This is a genomic window from Sorangium sp. So ce887 (genome assembly GCF_051521455.1).
Lineage (GTDB): Bacteria > Myxococcota_A > Polyangia > Polyangiales > Polyangiaceae > Sorangium.
The window spans coordinates 12,103,245-12,119,255 of record NZ_CP150354.1 but is presented as its reverse complement, the minus strand read 5'-3'; the positions used below and the strand labels follow the sequence as shown (position 1 = coordinate 12,119,255).

15 protein-coding genes are annotated in these 16,011 nt (G+C 72.5%); 8 read left to right on the top strand and 7 right to left on the bottom strand.

The features are described from left to right. Positions 1 to 43: 43 nt before the first annotated feature. Positions 44 to 832, bottom strand: a complete 789-nt coding sequence (locus tag WMF36_RS45390; protein ID WP_437484372.1) for a Uma2 family endonuclease — start codon at positions 830 to 832, stop codon at positions 44 to 46. A gap of 224 nt (positions 833 to 1,056) precedes the next feature. Here WMF36_RS45390 and WMF36_RS45385 point away from each other — a divergent pair, with 224 nt between their 5' ends. After that, positions 1,057 to 1,839 carry an HAD family hydrolase gene (locus WMF36_RS45385; RefSeq protein ID WP_437577096.1) on the top strand — a complete coding sequence of 261 codons (783 nt, stop codon included), beginning with the start codon at positions 1,057 to 1,059 and terminating at the stop codon, positions 1,837 to 1,839. A gap of 71 nt (positions 1,840 to 1,910) precedes the next feature. Here WMF36_RS45385 and WMF36_RS45380 read toward each other — a convergent pair whose 3' ends face one another. Together WMF36_RS45380 and WMF36_RS45375 are read right to left on the bottom strand one after the other, a co-directional pair. After that, positions 1,911 to 2,849, bottom strand: a complete 939-nt coding sequence (locus tag WMF36_RS45380) for a hypothetical protein (RefSeq protein ID WP_437577095.1) — start codon at positions 2,847 to 2,849, stop codon at positions 1,911 to 1,913. 201 nt (positions 2,850 to 3,050) lie between these two features. Next, a complete protein-coding gene (locus WMF36_RS45375) occupies positions 3,051 to 3,608 on the bottom strand; it encodes a glycine cleavage system protein R (protein WP_437577094.1) in 558 nt (185 codons plus the stop codon). Positions 3,609 to 3,820: 212 nt separating this feature from the next. Here WMF36_RS45375 and hisC point away from each other — a divergent pair, with 212 nt between their 5' ends. The 4 genes from hisC to WMF36_RS45355 all read left to right on the top strand — a co-directional run bounded on the left by hisC (position 3,821) and on the right by WMF36_RS45355 (position 8,871). Beyond that, entirely contained in the window at positions 3,821 to 4,909 is a 1,089-nt protein-coding gene (gene hisC, locus WMF36_RS45370; protein ID WP_437577093.1) for a histidinol-phosphate transaminase, read from the top strand. Between the two features lie 351 nt (positions 4,910 to 5,260). After that, on the top strand, positions 5,261 to 6,838 hold the full coding sequence (locus tag WMF36_RS45365; RefSeq protein ID WP_437577092.1) for a DUF4832 domain-containing protein: 1,578 nt from the start codon (positions 5,261 to 5,263) through the stop codon (positions 6,836 to 6,838). Positions 6,839 to 7,128: 290 nt separating this feature from the next. Further along, positions 7,129 to 7,662, top strand: coding sequence for a hypothetical protein (locus WMF36_RS45360; protein WP_437577091.1), 534 nt, complete (start codon positions 7,129 to 7,131; stop codon positions 7,660 to 7,662). Between the two features lie 687 nt (positions 7,663 to 8,349). After that, a complete protein-coding gene (locus tag WMF36_RS45355) occupies positions 8,350 to 8,871 on the top strand; it encodes a WD40/YVTN/BNR-like repeat-containing protein (RefSeq protein WP_437577090.1) in 522 nt (173 codons plus the stop codon). A 118-nt stretch (positions 8,872 to 8,989) separates the two neighbouring features. On the opposite strand, the gene eutB is transcribed toward WMF36_RS45355, so the two are convergent. Continuing rightward, positions 8,990 to 11,203: an ethanolamine ammonia-lyase subunit EutB gene (gene eutB, locus WMF36_RS45350; protein WP_437577089.1), complete on the bottom strand. Its 2,214-nt coding sequence runs from the start codon at positions 11,201 to 11,203 to the stop codon at positions 8,990 to 8,992. 211 nt (positions 11,204 to 11,414) lie between these two features. Then, positions 11,415 to 12,098: a DUF4336 domain-containing protein gene (locus WMF36_RS45345; protein ID WP_437577088.1), complete on the bottom strand. Its 684-nt coding sequence runs from the start codon at positions 12,096 to 12,098 to the stop codon at positions 11,415 to 11,417. 50 nt (positions 12,099 to 12,148) lie between these two features. On the opposite strand from WMF36_RS45345, the gene WMF36_RS45340 reads away from it, so the two are divergent. Beyond that, positions 12,149 to 12,643, top strand: coding sequence for a MarR family winged helix-turn-helix transcriptional regulator (locus WMF36_RS45340; RefSeq protein ID WP_437577087.1), 495 nt, complete (start codon positions 12,149 to 12,151; stop codon positions 12,641 to 12,643). Here WMF36_RS45340 and WMF36_RS45335 read toward each other — a convergent pair. Further along, complete coding sequence (locus WMF36_RS45335; protein WP_437577086.1) at positions 12,591 to 13,232, bottom strand: exonuclease domain-containing protein; 642 nt, start codon at positions 13,230 to 13,232, stop codon at positions 12,591 to 12,593. The two genes, WMF36_RS45340 and WMF36_RS45335, sit on opposite strands and share 53 nt — an antisense overlap. A gap of 120 nt (positions 13,233 to 13,352) precedes the next feature. On the opposite strand from WMF36_RS45335, the gene WMF36_RS45330 reads away from it, so the two are divergent. Beyond that, complete coding sequence (locus WMF36_RS45330) at positions 13,353 to 14,294, top strand: hypothetical protein (protein WP_437577085.1); 942 nt, start codon at positions 13,353 to 13,355, stop codon at positions 14,292 to 14,294. Between the two features lie 89 nt (positions 14,295 to 14,383). On the opposite strand, the gene WMF36_RS45325 is transcribed toward WMF36_RS45330, so the two are convergent. Next, entirely contained in the window at positions 14,384 to 15,313 is a 930-nt protein-coding gene (locus WMF36_RS45325) for a hypothetical protein (protein ID WP_437577084.1), read from the bottom strand. A 278-nt stretch (positions 15,314 to 15,591) separates the two neighbouring features. Here WMF36_RS45325 and WMF36_RS45320 point away from each other — a divergent pair, with 278 nt between their 5' ends. Further along, the gene (locus WMF36_RS45320; RefSeq protein WP_437577083.1) at positions 15,592 to 15,978 is read left to right on the top strand and encodes a hypothetical protein; all 387 of its coding nucleotides are present in this window, start codon (positions 15,592 to 15,594) and stop codon (positions 15,976 to 15,978) included. The last annotated feature ends 33 nt before the right edge of the window (positions 15,979 to 16,011 follow it).

Genomic DNA, 16,011 nt, shown 5'->3' with positions numbered 1-16,011 from the left:
GCTCCTGTCCAGCGCTGTGGCGCCGCGCTCCGCGCGACGCACGCTATCGCGGATCCAGCTGCTCCAGCTCGCGCACGCGCGCCTCGAGCTCGAGCACCCGCGCCTCGGCGGCTTCCCGGGCGCGCGCGTCGGTCGCCGCGGCTTCTTCCTGGGTGGGCACGAGCTCACCCTTGCCGCCCGGACGCGCGAGCCGGAGCCGCGCCTCGGCCCCGCTGCCGACGACGCAGAGCGAGCTGTCGAGCGCGGGGCTCCACGCGGGGCCGGCGCCCGCGTAGACGCGGACGTACGCGCCGTCAGGGTCGCGCCGGTAGGCCTGGAGCGCCACCCTGCCGGCGGGCGGCCGCTGCGCGGCGGCCTGCGGATCGAAGATCGCGAGCTCGGGACAGCCGAGCTGGCAGTACTTGAGCGGGATATCCTCGTAGGCCTTCTGCCAGTCGCTCGTCACGATCTCGAGCGCGAAGCGCGGCGGCCGGTGGCCGGGCAGCCAGGTCTGCCATTGCTTGGGCAGCGGCGGCGCGGGCCGGTGATCGAGGAGGTAGACGTCCGGCGAGACGCGCACGAGCGGCTCCTCGCGCACCCAGGCGAAGAACCGCTCCGAGCCGGCGTGGTGGTCGGTCCAGCCGCGCTCGCGCGCGAGCTGCGCGATCGAGGACAGGAGCAGGCGGGAGATCTCGTCGTGCTCGCCCCACGCGCCGATGCCGTCCGAGTCGTCGAGGTACCAGTCCGACCAGTCGACGGTGGCGCGGAGCTCCTCGGGCTCCGGGTCGCGGACGACGAGCGCGCGCGGCAGGCGCGTCGCGTGGGGGTGGGCTCCGGTGCGGACAGGCGGCACGAGCTTCCAAGGTAGCACCCCCGGCGCGGCGGCGGGAGGCGGGCGGGCGTCGCCGGCGGCGTCGGCCGGCGCATCGCTGGCGCAGGCAGGCCCGGCCGGGCGCGGGTGCGGGCGCGGGCGCGCAGGCAGGCCCGGCCGGGCGCGGGCGCGCAGGCGGCATCGCAGCGCATCGCCTGCGCGCCCGGGGCTCCCGGTACGGCGCGCCGGCGCCATGTGTCGGCGGCATGCGTTTCGAGGCGGTCCTCTTCGACGTGGACGGGGTGGTTGTCGACTCGCCGCACGAGCGCGCCTGGTGCGAGGCGCTGGAGGCGCTGATGGCGACCGAGTGGCGCGCGATCGCGCCCGAGACGCGCTACGCGCCCGAGCGGTTCACGACGGCCGTCTACCAGGGCGAGGTCGCCGGCAAGGCGCGCGAGAGCGGCGCGCGCGCGGCGCTCGACTACTTCGGCGTGCCCGACGCCGAGGCGCGCGCGCGCGTCTACGCCGAGCGCAAGCAGGCGGCGCTGCTCCGGAAGATCGAGGCGGGGGAGTTCGTCGTCTTCCCTGACGCGACGCGGCTGATCCTGGGGATCAAGGCGCGCGGCGTGCCCATCGCGGCGGCGTCGTCGTCCAGGAACGCGAGCGAGCTCCTCCGGAGGATCCGCGCCGACGCGTTCGCCGAGCAGCAGCGCATCCGCCGCCCGCCCGTCGCGCCGGGCGCGACGCTGCTCGACCTGTTCGACGCCGACCTCTGCGGCGCCGCGGTGGCGCACGGAAAGCCGGCGCCGGACCTGTTCCTTGCCGCCGCGGGCGCGCTCGGCGTGCCGCCGGCGCGCTGCCTCGTCGTCGAGGACGCCCCCTCCGGGGTGCAGGCCGCCAAGGCGGCCGGGATGACCGCGCTCGGCGTGGCGCGGCTCGCCGACGACGCGCTGCTGGCCGCCGCGGGGGCGGATCGCGTCGTGACGACGCTCGACGAGGTCGATCCGGACGCGCTTGTCGAGGGGCGGATCGCGGCGCGCGCGGCGTGAGCTGCAGCGCGCCCTGTGAGCCCCGCGCGCATCACAGCGCAGCACGCCCCGGCGCCGGGGCGCGCCGCGCCTCAGCCGCCCTGCTTGCGCACGATGGCGAGGCTCCAGATCTCCCCGGCGCTCGTGCCCACCCACAGGGTCGGCGACCCCTTGCCGGCGACCGCGAGCACGGCGGGCTCGCCGCGGGCGCCGAGCGTGACGCTGGCCGTCGGCGCGAGCGGCGCGCCGGCGGCGGACTCGATGGCGGCGCCGTCGAACAGCGCGACGCGGCCGTCGGCGAAGCACGCGAACAGGCTGGACTCGAGGACGGCCACGTCGGCGACCGGATCGCCGAAGGCGAGCATCTTCGCCGCGAGCTTGCCGGACGACCTCACGACCGCGCAGACCGCGCTCGCGCCGCGCTTGTACACCGCCGTCAGCTTCGGGCCGCCGCGCACCCGGTCGAGGTTCTGGGCCGCGCGCGGCAGCGAGGCGCGCAGCGTCGGGCCCGGCTCGGGCGTCGCGCCGGGGTGGACGCGGAGCTCGCCCCCCTCCCCGGCGACGTCCATCACCGCGTGCGTCTCGGTCTCGGTCAGGTCGAACGCCCGCGCCGAGCCGCGCACCGCGAACGTGCGGCCGTTCACCTCGGTCCGGTCGAGCTTCAGCTCCGTCGCGCCGCCGTCCCAGCCCAGGGCCAGCGCCGTCTCGCCGGACGGGCGCGTCGCGAGGTGCCGCGCGTCCCGGCCGACCTGATCGAGCTTCGGGCCGTGCGTGATGCCGAGCAGCGCCCAGACCGCGTCGTCGCTCCGCACAACGGCCACGTCCTTCGAGAGCAGCGCCACGTCGTGCGCCGAGGACAGCGACAGGTTCGTCGTCTTCGCGCCGACGCCGCCGATCGGGCAGACGCCGAGGCGCACGGGATCGGTCGAGACCATCGCGACCAGGCCGGGGCTCGCGAGGAACGCGGCGCCTCGGATCTCCGCGTCGAGGCCGTGCACCTTGCGGGGGGAGCTCAGATTGCTGAAGGGCATGGCCGATGAAGATACCGGTTCTCGCGGGGCGCGTGGCCAGCGTTCTCGCGAGGTCGCCCCGGCGGGCTCCCGGGGCGGATCGCAGCTGCACGGGGGGCGCCGCCGTACCCGGAGTCCGAGCCGTACCCGCGGTCGCCGCCGCACCGGGGGTCGCCGCCGCACGCCGAGGCATCCGGCCCTGGCGGCGCGGACGTCGCGACGTCAGCCCTTGATGAGCGAGCGGACCTCGATGTCGAGGTTCTCGGACTCCGCGACGGCGTCCATCGCCTTGCGGAGCTGGGCGAGCGACACCCCGACGGGGACGTCGACGTGGGCCTCCATCCGGAAGAGCTGAGAGCCGGTGACGGGCGCCTCGTAGGCGGAGGTCTCGAGCGAGACGATGTTGACGCCGGCGCCGTGGAGCGCGCGCGACACGGCGCGGACGATCCCCTCGTGGTCGAGCGCGTCGACGGAGATGACGCAGGGGATCGTCGCCGCGCGCCGGTGCGACTCGGGGCTCTTGGTCCTGCGGCTCTGCACGGTGAGCCCCGTCGCCCGGGTGAGCGCCCCGGTGTCGCGCTCCACCGCCTCGACCGCGCCGGGGGGCCCCGACGCGAGCAGGAGGATGCCGAACTCGCCGCCGAGCACCGCCATGCGGCTGTCCTCCACGTTGGCGCCGCGCTCGGTCAGGTAATGAGTCACCTCCGCGACGAGGCCCGTCCGGTCAGGGCCGAGGCAGGAGAGGACCAGGAAGGCTTCGGGCTCGGGCGTCGTGGTCATGCGGCGCATCTTAGTCCGATCCGCGCAGCCGGCGCGACCGGCGCAGGCCGCCGCGGGCGCGCGTCCGGGACGACGAGCGCCCGGGCAGCGCCGTCCGCATCCGCCGGCGAGCTTCCCGGGGAACGACCGGGGCGAGCGGCCGCGCGCCGCGCGCCGCGCCCGACGAGGCGCTTGTCTCCGGCGAGACAGTGGGCGAGAGGACGGCCATCCCCATGCTGTACGAACGCGACAACATCCACCACCTCACGCCTTACACGCCCGGTGAGCAGCCGCAGCGGGCCGACGTGGTCAAGCTGAACACCAACGAGAACCCGTACCCGCCGCCGAGCGCGGTGCTGGAGGCGATCCGGGGCGTCTCGGCCGATCAGCTCCGCCGGTACCCGCCGCCCCGGGCGCAGCAGTTCCGCGAGGCGGCGGCGAGGCTCCACGGCCTGTCGCCCGAGCAGGTGATCGCCACGAACGGCGGCGACGAGTTGCTGCGCATGGCGGTGACGGTGTTCTGCGAGCCCGGCGGTCGCGGCCTCGGCGAGACGTACCCGACCTATTCGCTCTATGACGTGCTCGCGGAGATCCATGGCACGGCCGTCACCCAGGTCCCCCTCGAGGAGGACTGGTCGGTCCCGGAGGATTTCGCGAGCCGCCTGAACGACAGCGGCTGCCGGCTCGCGCTCCTCGTCAACCCGCACGCGCCGTCGGGGCGGCGCGAGCCGCTGGACAAGCTCGAGCGCGTCGCGCGGGCGTTCCGCGGCGTGCTCCTGATCGACGAGGCGTACGTCGACTTCGCGGAGGCCGACGCGACGCCGCTGCTCGACCCGGCGCGGGGGCTCGACAACGTGCTGCTGCTGCGAACGCTGAGCAAAGGGTACTCGCTCGCGGGGCTCCGCTTCGGGTACGGGCTCGGGCACCCGCGGCTCATCGAGACGCTCGACAAGGCGCGCGACAGCTACAATACGGATATCCTCTCGCAGGCCGCGGCGATCGCGGCGCTGTCCGCGCGGGACGAGGCGAGGACGAGCTGGGAGAGGGTGATCGCGGAGCGCGCCCGGCTCACCGCGGCGCTTCGCGCGCAGGGGTTCACGGTGGCGCCGAGCCAGAGCAACTTCGTCCTGGCGACGCCGCCGGCAGGGGGGCTGTCGGCGCAGGCGATGTACCGCGCGCTGTACGACCGGGCGATCTTCGTGCGGTACTGGGACGCGCCGCGCCTCCACGACAAGCTGCGGATCACGGTGGGCACGCCGGAGCAGAACGATGCGCTGCTCGGGGCGATCGCCGAGGTGTCTCGCGCGGCGGCCGGGGTGTAGCAACGGAGAGAAAGCAAAGAGAGTTAAAACGCCAACGCGCCAAGGCGCCAAGACGCAAACAAGGTCGCGGGCGCATGGGTGCTGGCAGGCGAGCACACAGCACACCCGATCTGAGACCACGCCCCTCCGGCGGACAGCCCGTCGAACCGCCCTCACGCCGACAGAACTTGCTTGCTGTCCGCTTCGTGCGCACGTGTACGATCCATGCGCAGCTCCTCACCTTCGTGCCTCGCGTTCAGGCGGGCCGCTCCGCTGGCCTCGACCGTGCAATGAGCAGCGCGCAACGGACAGCGCGCCCGCGAGATCGGGTGGTCCAGCTTCATTTCTTCACGAGGAGAGGAGATTGCCTTTATGCGTCACCAGAGCAGCCGGTCATCGTGCCACGTCCTGTCGCGCCTTTTTCGCGGCGGCAGCGTCCCCTGCCTTTACCTGGCGCTCGTGACGGCGTGCGGCGCTGACTCGGTCGACGGCAGCCCGATCGACACGCTGACCTCCAGCATGAGCGACGCGGGCTCCACGGGAAGCACCGGCGATGGCGGCGGCAGCAGCGGCAGCAGCGGCAGCGGTGGCAGCGGCAGCGGCGGCGGCGCCGGCACCGGCACCGGCACCGGCACCGGCGCTCCGCCTGGCACCTGCGGGCTGGACGGCGCCACCGTGGAGCGCTCCTATTCGCCCAGGCTGTTCGCCGCGGGCGCGGACCCCTCGATGGATGCCGAGTGCAGCGGTGTCCTCAACCCCGAGCGCGGCGTCTTCCGTTTCACGGACCTCCGGAGCCTCGACTCGCCCTCGCACCTTCGGGGCGAGGGTTACACGCTGATCTACGGCAAGGTGCTCATCGACGACTACCGCACGCGGGACATCGACCAGAACCTCATCGACCAGCTCAACGCGAGCTTCGCCGCCGCGCGCTCGGCGGGGCTGAAGGTGCTCCCCCGCTTCTATTACTCGACGGACATCGGCGTGGCCGACGCGCCGCTCAGCCGCGTGCTGTCCCACGTCGATCAGCTCAAGCCGGTGATCGAGGCGAACGCCGATGTCATCGCCGTGCTGCACCCCGGCTTCGTCGGCGCCTGGGGCGAATGGCACTCCTCGACGAACGACCTCACCAGCCCGGCCAGCCGCAAGCAGATCTTCGACGCGCTGCTCGAGGCGCTGCCGAGCGACCGCATGACCCTCGCGCGCCGCCCATCGCACAAGCTCGAGGCGTACGGCGGCCCGCTGACCGAGGAGACGGCGTTCTCCGGAGCGCCGCTCGCGCGCGTCGGCCACCTGAACGACTGCTTCCTCATGGGCGACGACGACGCTGGCACCTACGAGCTCCCCGGCGAGAAGGAGTATGCCGTCGCCGACTCCGTGTTCACGCCCGTCGGAGGCGAGACGTGCGGCCTGAGCCCGCCGCGCAGCCAGTGCGGCTCGGCGCTCGACGAGCTCTCCCTGCATCACTGGAGCTTCGTCAACACGGACTACCACACCGACGTCGTCGATGGCTGGAGGTCCGAGGGGTGCTTCGAGACGATCGCGTGCCGCCTCGGATACCGCTTCGTGGTGATGGGGCACGAGTCGCCCGGGCAGGTCGCGCGCGGGCAGTCGCTGTCCCTCCGGCTGCGCATGTTCAACGACGGCTATGCCCGGGCCTACAATCCGCGCCCGGTCTACCTCGTGCTCCAGCGGGGCGAAGCGCGGCACGTCGTCCAGGTCGACGCCGACCCGCGCCGCTGGGCGCCGGGCGAGGAGAGCGAGCTCTGCCTCGGGGCGCAGCTCCCGGCCAATCTCCCCCCGGGCGACTACCAGCTCGGCCTGTGGCTCCCGGACGGGTCCGAGCGCCTGCGCGACGACCCGCGCTACGCGATCCGGCTCTCGAGCGGCGCGACGTGGGACGGCGAAAGCGGCGTCAACCTGCTCGACGCCACGGTCCGGGTGGTCGAGTGACCCTTCTGCCAGGAGAGGTGGACTCCTCGATTCGAGGGACCACCTGTCGACACCACGCCGCGTTCCAGGACCTTGATTTTCATCCTCCCCGGCCGGAGCGCTCCGCGCCATGAGTGCCGGTGTCGGCCGGAGGGCCGGGATCGGCACCGGGCCCCACCTCGCCGGGATGTACAACCGAGCAAGTGTGTTCACGGTGTCCGCCGCTGCCGCCTTTTTCCCCGGGCCGGTGCTCCGGCGGTCCTCGAGCGGCTGGACCTCGTCGTGCTAGATCATCGAAGGAGGTCCCGGCCATGCGACACCCATTCGAGCTCATTCCAGCAGATCGACGAACACCGATCCTGTGGTCGCTGCTGGGCCTCGCGGTCGCGAGCGGCGCGGCGCTGGCGGTCTCCGACAAGCGCCTGCGGACGAAGGCTGCTCCGTGGGGGATCATCTCGTTCGAGCTGGCGGGGACCAGGGCGCGTGTCCGCAGCATCCTCGATTCCTGGGATGAGGATGCGCGCATCAGCGCTGCGCTCAACCTGGGAGTCGACTACCTCTTCCTGACGGTCTACGCCAACGGCCTCGCGCTGGCCTGTGTCATGGGAGCAGACGCCCTGAAGAAGCGCGGCCTGCCAGGAGCTGGCCTGGGTGCGCCGCTGGCGTGGGGGCAGTGGCTCGCGGGCCTGCTGGATGCGACGGAGAACGCCGCCCTGCTCGAGATCTTGCGCGGATCCGACAAAGCTCTCTGGCCTCCGCTCGCGCGCCGATGCGCGCAGGCGAAGTTCTGCCTGGTGAGCGCCGGGATCGTCTATGCCCTCCTCGGCCATTGTGCGCGCCGCTGAAGGGAAATCGGTGGGCGTGGCGCGAGCGCCTGCCGTCGTCTTGGTGTTTCGTGTCCTGCGGATCGACGGGCCGGCGGAGCGCATGCGCCCCCTCGAGCTCGTCAGGCGGCGCTGAGGTCCGAGATGCGTATTCCCGCTCCCAAGCCAATGACCCGGAGGCTCGGTTGGCTTGTTTTTACCATTGTGGTCCTGGGCTCCGTCGTCTGTGGGCTGTGGGTGGGCGGGGGTCACGACCGGCCGCAGCCCGAGGAGCAGCGCGCTGGTCGCATGACGGAACCAACGGAACGGAGCGACGCCATGCCGCTCCGAGCCGATCCGAACCGGCTACAAGGCACCTCTTCCTTTCACGTCTACAGGTCTGACGATCATGGCCTGTCTTGGAGCCTGGCCGGGAGAGGGCTTCCCACCAGAGGACGAATCCACGCGCTCGCGGTCCACGAGGCGACCGCATACGCCGGCTCCGATGACGGACTTTTCGTATCCGCAGACGGCGGGCACAGCTGGGCGGCGCGCGACATTCAACCGGGTTCCGCGGTGCAGTGCTTCGCGGCCGCGGGACGCCGTGTCTTCGGAGGGACGAAGACGGCAGGCGTCTTCGTCACGGAAGACGCAGGCCATTCCTGGCGTCCAGTTTCCAAGGGTCTGACCGACCCGAATGTACGATCCCTCGCGGTCCAGGGGTCTGTCGTGGTTGCCGGGACCGATTCCGAGGGCGTCTTCGTCCTCCCCGATGGCGCCGAGGCGTGGGCTCCGTTCGGCCGCCAGTTGCCCGACGGATCGCAGGTCTTTGACCTGGCGATCAAGGACACGTGGATCTACGCCGCCCTGTACAGCAGGGGTCTCTATCGGCTCGCCGCTGGCGGCGGGAGCTGGCAGAGAGTGGGAGACGTGGAGCCCCTCCGATTTCACGTTCATGGCGAATCCCTCCTCGCCGGGCACAACCCGGGAGGGGTGTACCGGTCCATTGACGAGGGACTGACGTGGCATCTCGCTGAGGGTCTGACGGCTCGTTCGCCGACTTGGGTTCTCGGTGACGCGGGCCCGAACGTTCTCGTGGGAACGTCACCGGAGGGCGTCTCGATCAGCCACGACGCAGGGGCGAGCTGGAAACCAAGCGCCGCCGGGCTCCCGGCGGGTGCGGCGGTCGTCGCGCTCGGGGCCGACAAGAACTATGTTCTGGCGGGGGTAGTGACGCAAGACGGCAGGTAGACGAAGGGCACCCCGCAACACCGCTACGGAAGGAGTGCGATCGGTCGTCACGCTGGAGCGTAGGGGCGCCGTGGCCTGATACCGCACGCAGGGGGCGCACGCCGGGCGCCGGCGGCGCTCAAGCCGCATCGCCGGCGAGCGACGCCTCCAGCCGGTTGCCGCCTGCGCGGCGCGCGAGCATCTCCAGGACCTTCTCGACGAGCACGCCGCCCGCCTCCGCGGCGGGCAGCCCGCCAGCGTGGATGTTGGAGATCACCGTGTACTCGAAGCCGATCGCGCGGTTGCCGCTGAAGGAGGCGGCCGCCTCCTGGTCCACGCCGGGCGTGAGGCGGTAGGCGAGGTAGGCCGAGAGGCTGCGCGAGGCGAGCTCGCCGCTGCCCGGGCGCTCGCCGAGCAGCATGACGACCAGCCGGGCCCCGAGCCGCTCGGCGACGGCCTCGGCGAGCTTCACCCGGCCGTGGCGCGCGAGCAGCGGCTGGCCGACGGTCACGCCGCGCGCCCCGAGGCCGTCCAAGAGGACCGGGAGCAGGTCGGGGATGTTGTGGTGGACGGCCTCGGCGCTCAAGCCGTCGGACACCACGATCTGCACCTCGGCATCCTCCGGCGCGAGCCGGGCGGCGCTCTCCGGGGAAAGGCGCGCGCCCGCGTCCGCGGAGCCGAGGTGCTCGCCCTTGCTGGCCGCCGTCGTGGCGACGATCCGGAACGCCGCGACCCGGGTCAGCTCGTCCTCGCGCAGCTCGCTGACGAGCGCCCCGCGCGCGATGGCCTGGTCAAGGCGCCCCCGGCGGCTCACCGCGTCGGCCGGGCGCGGGCCGGCGGTGGCAAAGCCGTGAGCCGCGGGCGTCGCCGCGAGGAGCTCGGCGAGCTCGGCCTCGTCCGGGCAGAACTGCCGCACGTCGCCGAAGCGCGGCCCGCGGGTGATCGCTCCCGCCTTCTCCTCCCCTTCCCCCTCCCCCGCGCGCGCCAGGATGCCCCGCTCGAGGGCCCACGCCAGAAACTCGCCACCAGGCGCGCGGCCGTGGAGCTCCCGCAACGTCTGCACGTCATGCCCGCTCGTGTCGAAATAGGCGAGCATGCGATCGGTATTGAGGCAGACATCCATGTAGTAGTTGGCGCCCGCGGCCGTGAGGAGCTGCGTCGCCATCTGCTGGCCCTCCAGCGTGACGTGGGCGTGAAGGGTGTAGCAAGGGGCCATGCCCATGGGCAGGCCGAGGAGCTTGCCCATGAAGTGGTCCTGGAGGTTCGCGAGGATCATCTCCCGATCATCGAGGTGCGTCTCCGGGCCGATGAACCCGGTGACGTTGTTGAGCATGAACGGGTCCCAGCGGCGGGCGAGGCCGTAACAGAGCGCCTCGGCCGTGCCCATGTCGATGCCGTTGTGCTTGCCGTAGGTGAGCTCGCTGCCCTGGCCGGTCTCGAAGTACATGAACTGCTCGGCCTGGCCCGCGAGCGGGCCGCGCGCGGCCATGCGACGGTAGCCGTGGTCGATGAGAGCCACGGTGACGTCGAACTCGGCGAGGCAAGCCTCGGTGCCGGCCAGGCTCTGGAAGAGGATCTCCACGGGCGCGCCCTGGTCGAGCGCGGTGAGCTGCACCTTGAGGTGCGACAGGCAGCAGATCTGCGTGGGGACGCCGGTCGCGCGGCGGATACGGTCGAGGTGGCGGAGGATCGCGGCGGTGATCTCCACCGTGCCGGCCGCAGGGTTGACGCCGAGCAGCGCGTCGCCGGCGCCGATGGAGAGGCCCCAGTAGAGCAGCAGGGTGATGCCGCGCAGGTCGTCGGTGGGGTGATTCGGCTGCAGGCGCGAGGCGAGCGTGCCGGGGGCGCCGAGGAGCGTGCGCGCTCGGGTGGGGCGGCTGATCTTGCGGGCGAGGTAGACCAGCTCGTGCACATCGCAGAGCTTGGCGAGCGCCGCGGCCATGACCCCGGTCAGGGCGCGGCCGAGGCGCGCCACCTCCGGCCCCGGGACGCGGAGCAGCTCGTCCTTGAGCTCACCGAGGCGCAGCGAGGCGATCCGGGCGAAGGCGTCGCGGTCGAGGTCGTAGTTGACGCGCATCACCGCGTCGATCTCGCCCCGATCGTCGGTGAGCGGGTGGTCGTGGAGGTGCTCCAGCGTCAGCTCGCCGAGCAGCTCCCGGGCGGCCTCCCGCGCCGCCTCGTCGGGCGCCGCGAGGCCGGCCTGGCGGTCGCCCGCCTTGCTGCAGTCGGCGGCGCCGAGGAGCCGCTTCAGGCCGCGGAACGAGGCGTCGTGGCCAGGCAGGCGGGCCGCGTACGCGGCGTCGGGCCGGGGACGCGGGACATCGATCCGATCGAGCGGGGTCAGCTCCTTCACGGCGCGCTCCTCCCTCCTCCACGGCAACATCCCCGAGGGACGTCACGGCGTCATCCTGTAGAACGAGACCGGCAGGACCTGATCGCACATGCGGCCGACCTGGACGAACCGGGCGCCGCGCGCCTGCACTTCGTCGAGGACGAGGAGGTCGATCGGCAGCGCGCCCCAGCCGGTGACGTAGCCCCCGAGCGCCTTGCCCGCGCTCTGCAGCTCACAGCATCCGCTCGAACGCGCTCTCCAGCGCGGCTCGCCCGCCGCGCTCGATCACGTCGCCGTGCGCCACCACGATGCGCTCCGGCGCCCACGCGAGCATCTGCTTCACCGCCGCGCCCACCGCCGCGCGATCGCGCATCATCGAGCGCGCGACGCGCGACGGCCCGAACCGCCCGTACGCCCCGTTCAGGCGCATGAAGAGGCGCGTCGGGAAGTGCCCGCTCTGCGTGATGTGAAAGCAGAGATCCCAGAGAAAGAGGGTCCTGCTGGGCCGGTGGAAGAAGACCACCTCGTCGAGCCTGGGCACCCCGCCGACCGCCACCTGGTCGATCTCCGCCGACCAGAGTGGGTCCGGCGCGCCGTCGAGCTCGCCCGTGAACGTCACCTCCGGGCACTTCTCGCGGAGCCCCCGGGGGCCGTACAGCCGCGCCCCCGGGAAGGCCCGGGCCGCCGGCGCGAGGCCGAGGTGGTGCATCAGGTTCGGCGCCACGATCGCCCGCACCTCCCCGAGCGCGCGGATCTCGCCCGCCACCTGCTCCACGCCCGGGAGCGGCGAGAAGAGGATCAGCCCGCCGTCCCCGAGGCGCACGACCGGAGACCGCACCGGGAAATGGAGGCCGAGGCCTGGCAGCTTCAACGTGTCTTCCGCGGCCCAGAGGGCTTGATCGAGTTGTCGCAGCATGCTCCAATTGGTAAAGTTGCTTGACCATTTAGTCAAGCAACTTTACCATCATGACCAAGCACGACCTCGATCCCAGCGATCTCGCCGAGCTCGCTCGGCGCAAGCGCTCGAGCCTCGGCCAGCTCCTCCTTCGCTCGGCGCGGCTGCTCGACGAGCGGGCGGTGGCGCGCGTCGCCCGGCGCGGGGCGCCCGGGGTGCGCCGGGCGCACACCGCGCTCATGCCGTACATCGATCTCGAGGGCACGCGGCTGACCGATCTGGCGGAGCGCGCCCGGGTGACGAAGCAGGCGGTGGGTCAGCTCGTGGAGGAGCTCGAGGCGATGGGCGTCGTGGAGCGGACGCCCGATCCGGAGGACCGGCGGGCGAAGCGGGTGCGGTTCACGCCGTACGGGCTCAAGGCGCTGCTCCACGGGCTCGGGGTGCTGCACGAGCTGGAGGAGGAGCTCACGCGGTCGCTGGGCCAGAAGCAGATGACCTCGCTGAAGAAGGGGCTCACCGCGCTGCTCGCGGCGCTGGAGTCGCCGGAGCCACCCGAGGGCGGGTGAGCGCCGGTGCCGTGGGGCTCGGACGAGCGCCGGCGTCGTGGGGATCGAGGCCCAGCGCATGCGGCAGCAGCCGCGCGATGTTGCGCGCGTCGTCGATGGCCCGGTGGTGCGTCCCCTGAAACGAGAGGCCGACCCGGCGCAGGGCCTGCCCCACGCCGAGCTCGCGCTCCTCGCCGAGGCGGCGGGCGAAGGCCCGCTTGAGGTTGAGGTGATCGCGACCGAAGGGCAGCGTCACCCCGTGACGGCGGGCGTCGCGCTCGAGCTGCCGCCGGTCGTAATCGCCCCACGAGCAGAAGAGCGCCTGTTTGCCGCGCACGAGCTCCTTGAGCTGCGCCACCGCCGAGGGGAGGCGCGGGGCGGCGTCGACGTCGGCCTGGCGGATGCTCGTCAGGCGCATGCAGAACGGGGTCAGGCGCGGGTTTCGGATCGGGCGAACGAAGCACTGGAGCTCCGCGGCGGGTCGCAGGGACCCGGCGTCGACGAGCACGGCGCCGACCTCGATGATCTCCATCTCTTCCCGGGGGAAGGCGTTGTCGTCGCAGCAGGTCGCCTCGAGATCGATGACCAGGTAGTGGGAGGGGGAAGACATTGGCTTTCTCCTTGAATTCGTTGCGGGTAGTCTGGGGCTGCGATGGCCCGAGGACCCGGACACGATTCCGGACATGCCGCCCCCACGGGCGCGGCCGCGGGCTTTTCCTGGGAGGATTACGTGGCGTGGCTGGTCGCCGAGCACGGCGCGCTCGCCGCGGTGGCCCAGAAGGTCGCGCACCTCGCGACCACCACGGACGACGTCGCGTCGATCGAGCGTGCGCTGCGCCGGCTGCGGCGGCGGGGGAACCTGGACGGGGGGGACTGGGGGCGACGGCTGCTCTACATCTTCGGGCTCCCGCGGCGCGTGGAGGAGGGCCTGAAGTGGATGGGGGTGTATCACAGCCGCTTCGCCGATCTGCCGCTCCCGCTCTGCCTCGCGCAGCTGCGGCTCTGGGACCGGCCGCCCGTGAGCGAATCGCGGGCGCGGGTGTGGATCGCGCTCGGCTTCGCGAGCGCAGCGCTCCGCCGGAGGGATCTCGGCGCGGCGGGAGCTGCGCTGGGGCAGGCGCGCCTCGCGCGCGCGGCGAGCGTCGCGGCGCGCGTCGAGATGGCGCTCCTGGAGGCCTTTCTCTGCAGCCGGCGCGGGGAGCGGGAGCAGGTGAGAGACCGGCTCGAGGAGGCCGGGCGGCACCTCGCCGAGGAGGGGCTGTCCAGCGAAGAGCGGGCATGCCTGCACGCGCGCTGGATCGACCAGCGGGCCTTTCAGCTCAACCATCCGCCTCCGGGCGAGGCGCCGGACCGGGGCGGCGCGCTCGCGCTCTACGCGTCGATCTCCTCCGAGGACGTTCACCCCTTCGTCAGCTACCGGCGCGACGCCGGCCTCGCCTACGGGCGCTTTCGTCTCGGCGAGCGCGCGGCGGCGATCGCGCTCGCCGAGTCGGCGTGTCGTCACGCGGGCGACAGCGGCTTTGTTCGACTACGGGCGATGGCGCTGCTCCTCCTCGCGCGCATCCTGGGCGAGGACGAGGGAGCCGCGGCGCGGGGGCGGGCGCTCCAGATCGCGCGCCGGCTCGAGGACGAGGAGCTCCTCTGGCGGGGAGAGCGGCTCGCGCAGCGCTGATCCGGGGGCGCGCGGCGTGGCGCGGCGAGCTGGCGCGCGGCGCGGGAACGCGCGGAGAGGTCCGGGTACCCGCGAGGCTCCCCGGTGCGTCAGGAGAGCACGTCCGAAGCCTTCTTTGCCCCGAGGACGTTATCGACCCAGCGATCGAAGGTCGCCGGATCCGTGCAAGCCTCGATGCGCGCGCGGTCGTCGTCGGTGAGCGCAATGCCTGCACGAGCGACCAGCCTGAGCAAGGTGTCGCGCTTCCCGTTGAGCTCCCCCTCGCGGATGCCCTCGAGCTTGCCCTCGCGGATGCCCTCGATCTTGCCCTCGCTCCGGCCGCGCTCGATGAGCTGCTGGGCGAACGGGGGGAAAGTTGCCTTGCCTTCTGTCTGCCGTTCCATGATCAGCGCCTCCAGGGCCCTCCGCATGGGGTCACGCAACGCATTGTAGACGATCTGGAAGTACACCGCCGCGTGCTCGTGGTCGAACCGTCCGAGCGCGCCGAGCGCAGCCTGAACCACGGCGAGCCCGTTCGCTCCGTTGCCGTGCGCCGCAGCCGAGAGGATGGCGAGCTCCGTCTCCCTTTCCGCCTCGTCCTGATCCGTCACCTCAGGAACGATCGCCGGACCCAGCACCAGCGGCTGGACCGTTCCAAGCCCCAGGCCCAGATCGATCTTCTGCGCGGCCCAGGCGGCCACCTCGGCGTCGGGTGCTACGGCCAGGACGATGGCCTGGCACTCCTTCTGCGCCCGCACGACCGCAACGTAGACGGGCCACGAGTAGCCCTTGCGCCGATCGATGTCGCGCTGAACCTCGAGGACGATGGAGAGCACCACCGCCCCACCACCGTCGCGGAGCTCGAGCACCAGATCAGCGCGGAACTCGATCGGGATGAGCTGATCCAGCGAGGCCTCGACCACCGCAACCGCGGCGTATGGCGGGAGATCCAGATGGAAGAGGATCTCGAGGAAGTGAGGCGCGAGCGACGGCTTCTCGCGGAACATGTCGACGAGACCGTTGTGCTCGAGCGTCGGCATGGGCGGCACGCTACTGCGAGCTATGGAGATGGGCAAGCTGCGCGCAGGGCTTCCACCCCTGGTTCCCGTAAGTGCGAATGAGTGAAACGAATCACGGCTCAACCACGTAAACGCCTGTCCCGTCTCGCGCGCACCGGCCCTGCGCGCGCTTCCGCCGCGGCGGCAGGCCGGCGGCCGCAATGCCCTGGCGCTCCCCTCCAGAGATCTCGCGCGACGCCGGCCGGCCTTCTCGCGACGAGGGCTTCCCCCGGCGCCGCCGCCGCGATACGACCTCGCCCGTGACACGCACGATCGCCCGATGGGTCCCCCTCCTCGCAGCGCTCTCCTCCGGATGCGCCCCGGCGCCGGCCCCGGACGCTCCGGCGGCGGCCTCGTCCACGACGCGCGCCACGAAGGCGGCGAGCGTGGCGCTCACCGCGCTGTCGCACCGCAAGTTCGACGTCCACGGCTGCGCCGCCTCCGAGGCGCGCGTCGTGGACGAGGCCGCGGCGCGCGCGGGCACGCCTCAGGGCGAACGGTGCGCCATCCTCGTCGCGCGCAGGAGCGACCAGACATGGCTCGTCGTCGTCCGCTCCTCCCTCTCGTCAAGCTCCTTCGGGGCGCAGGCGCTCGTGACCGTGCTCCCCCAGGCCGAGGGCGTCGGCGCCATCGAATACACGCGCTGATCCATCGCAGCGCCCGCGCCGCACCAGCGCAAT

Bases quoted from the DNA above. Each gene is read 5' to 3' on its own strand.
- WMF36_RS45385 (WP_437577096.1), top strand. From the start codon at position 1,057: ATGCGTTTCGAGGCGGTCCTCTTCGACGTGGACGGGGTGGTTGTCGAC.
- WMF36_RS45380 (WP_437577095.1), bottom strand. From the start codon at position 2,849: ATGCCCTTCAGCAATCTGAGCTCCCCCCGCAAGGTGCACGGCCTCGAC.
- WMF36_RS45375 (WP_437577094.1), bottom strand. From the start codon at position 3,608: ATGACCACGACGCCCGAGCCCGAAGCCTTCCTGGTCCTCTCCTGCCTC.
- hisC (WP_437577093.1), top strand. From the start codon at position 3,821: ATGCTGTACGAACGCGACAACATCCACCACCTCACGCCTTACACGCCC.
- WMF36_RS45365 (WP_437577092.1), top strand. From the start codon at position 5,261: ATGCGTCACCAGAGCAGCCGGTCATCGTGCCACGTCCTGTCGCGCCTT.
- WMF36_RS45360 (WP_437577091.1), top strand. From the start codon at position 7,129: ATGCGACACCCATTCGAGCTCATTCCAGCAGATCGACGAACACCGATC.
- WMF36_RS45345 (WP_437577088.1), bottom strand. From the start codon at position 12,098: ATGCTGCGACAACTCGATCAAGCCCTCTGGGCCGCGGAAGACACGTTG.
- WMF36_RS45340 (WP_437577087.1), top strand. From the start codon at position 12,149: ATGACCAAGCACGACCTCGATCCCAGCGATCTCGCCGAGCTCGCTCGG.
- WMF36_RS45335 (WP_437577086.1), bottom strand. From the start codon at position 13,232: ATGTCTTCCCCCTCCCACTACCTGGTCATCGATCTCGAGGCGACCTGC.
- WMF36_RS45325 (WP_437577084.1), bottom strand. From the start codon at position 15,313: ATGCCGACGCTCGAGCACAACGGTCTCGTCGACATGTTCCGCGAGAAG.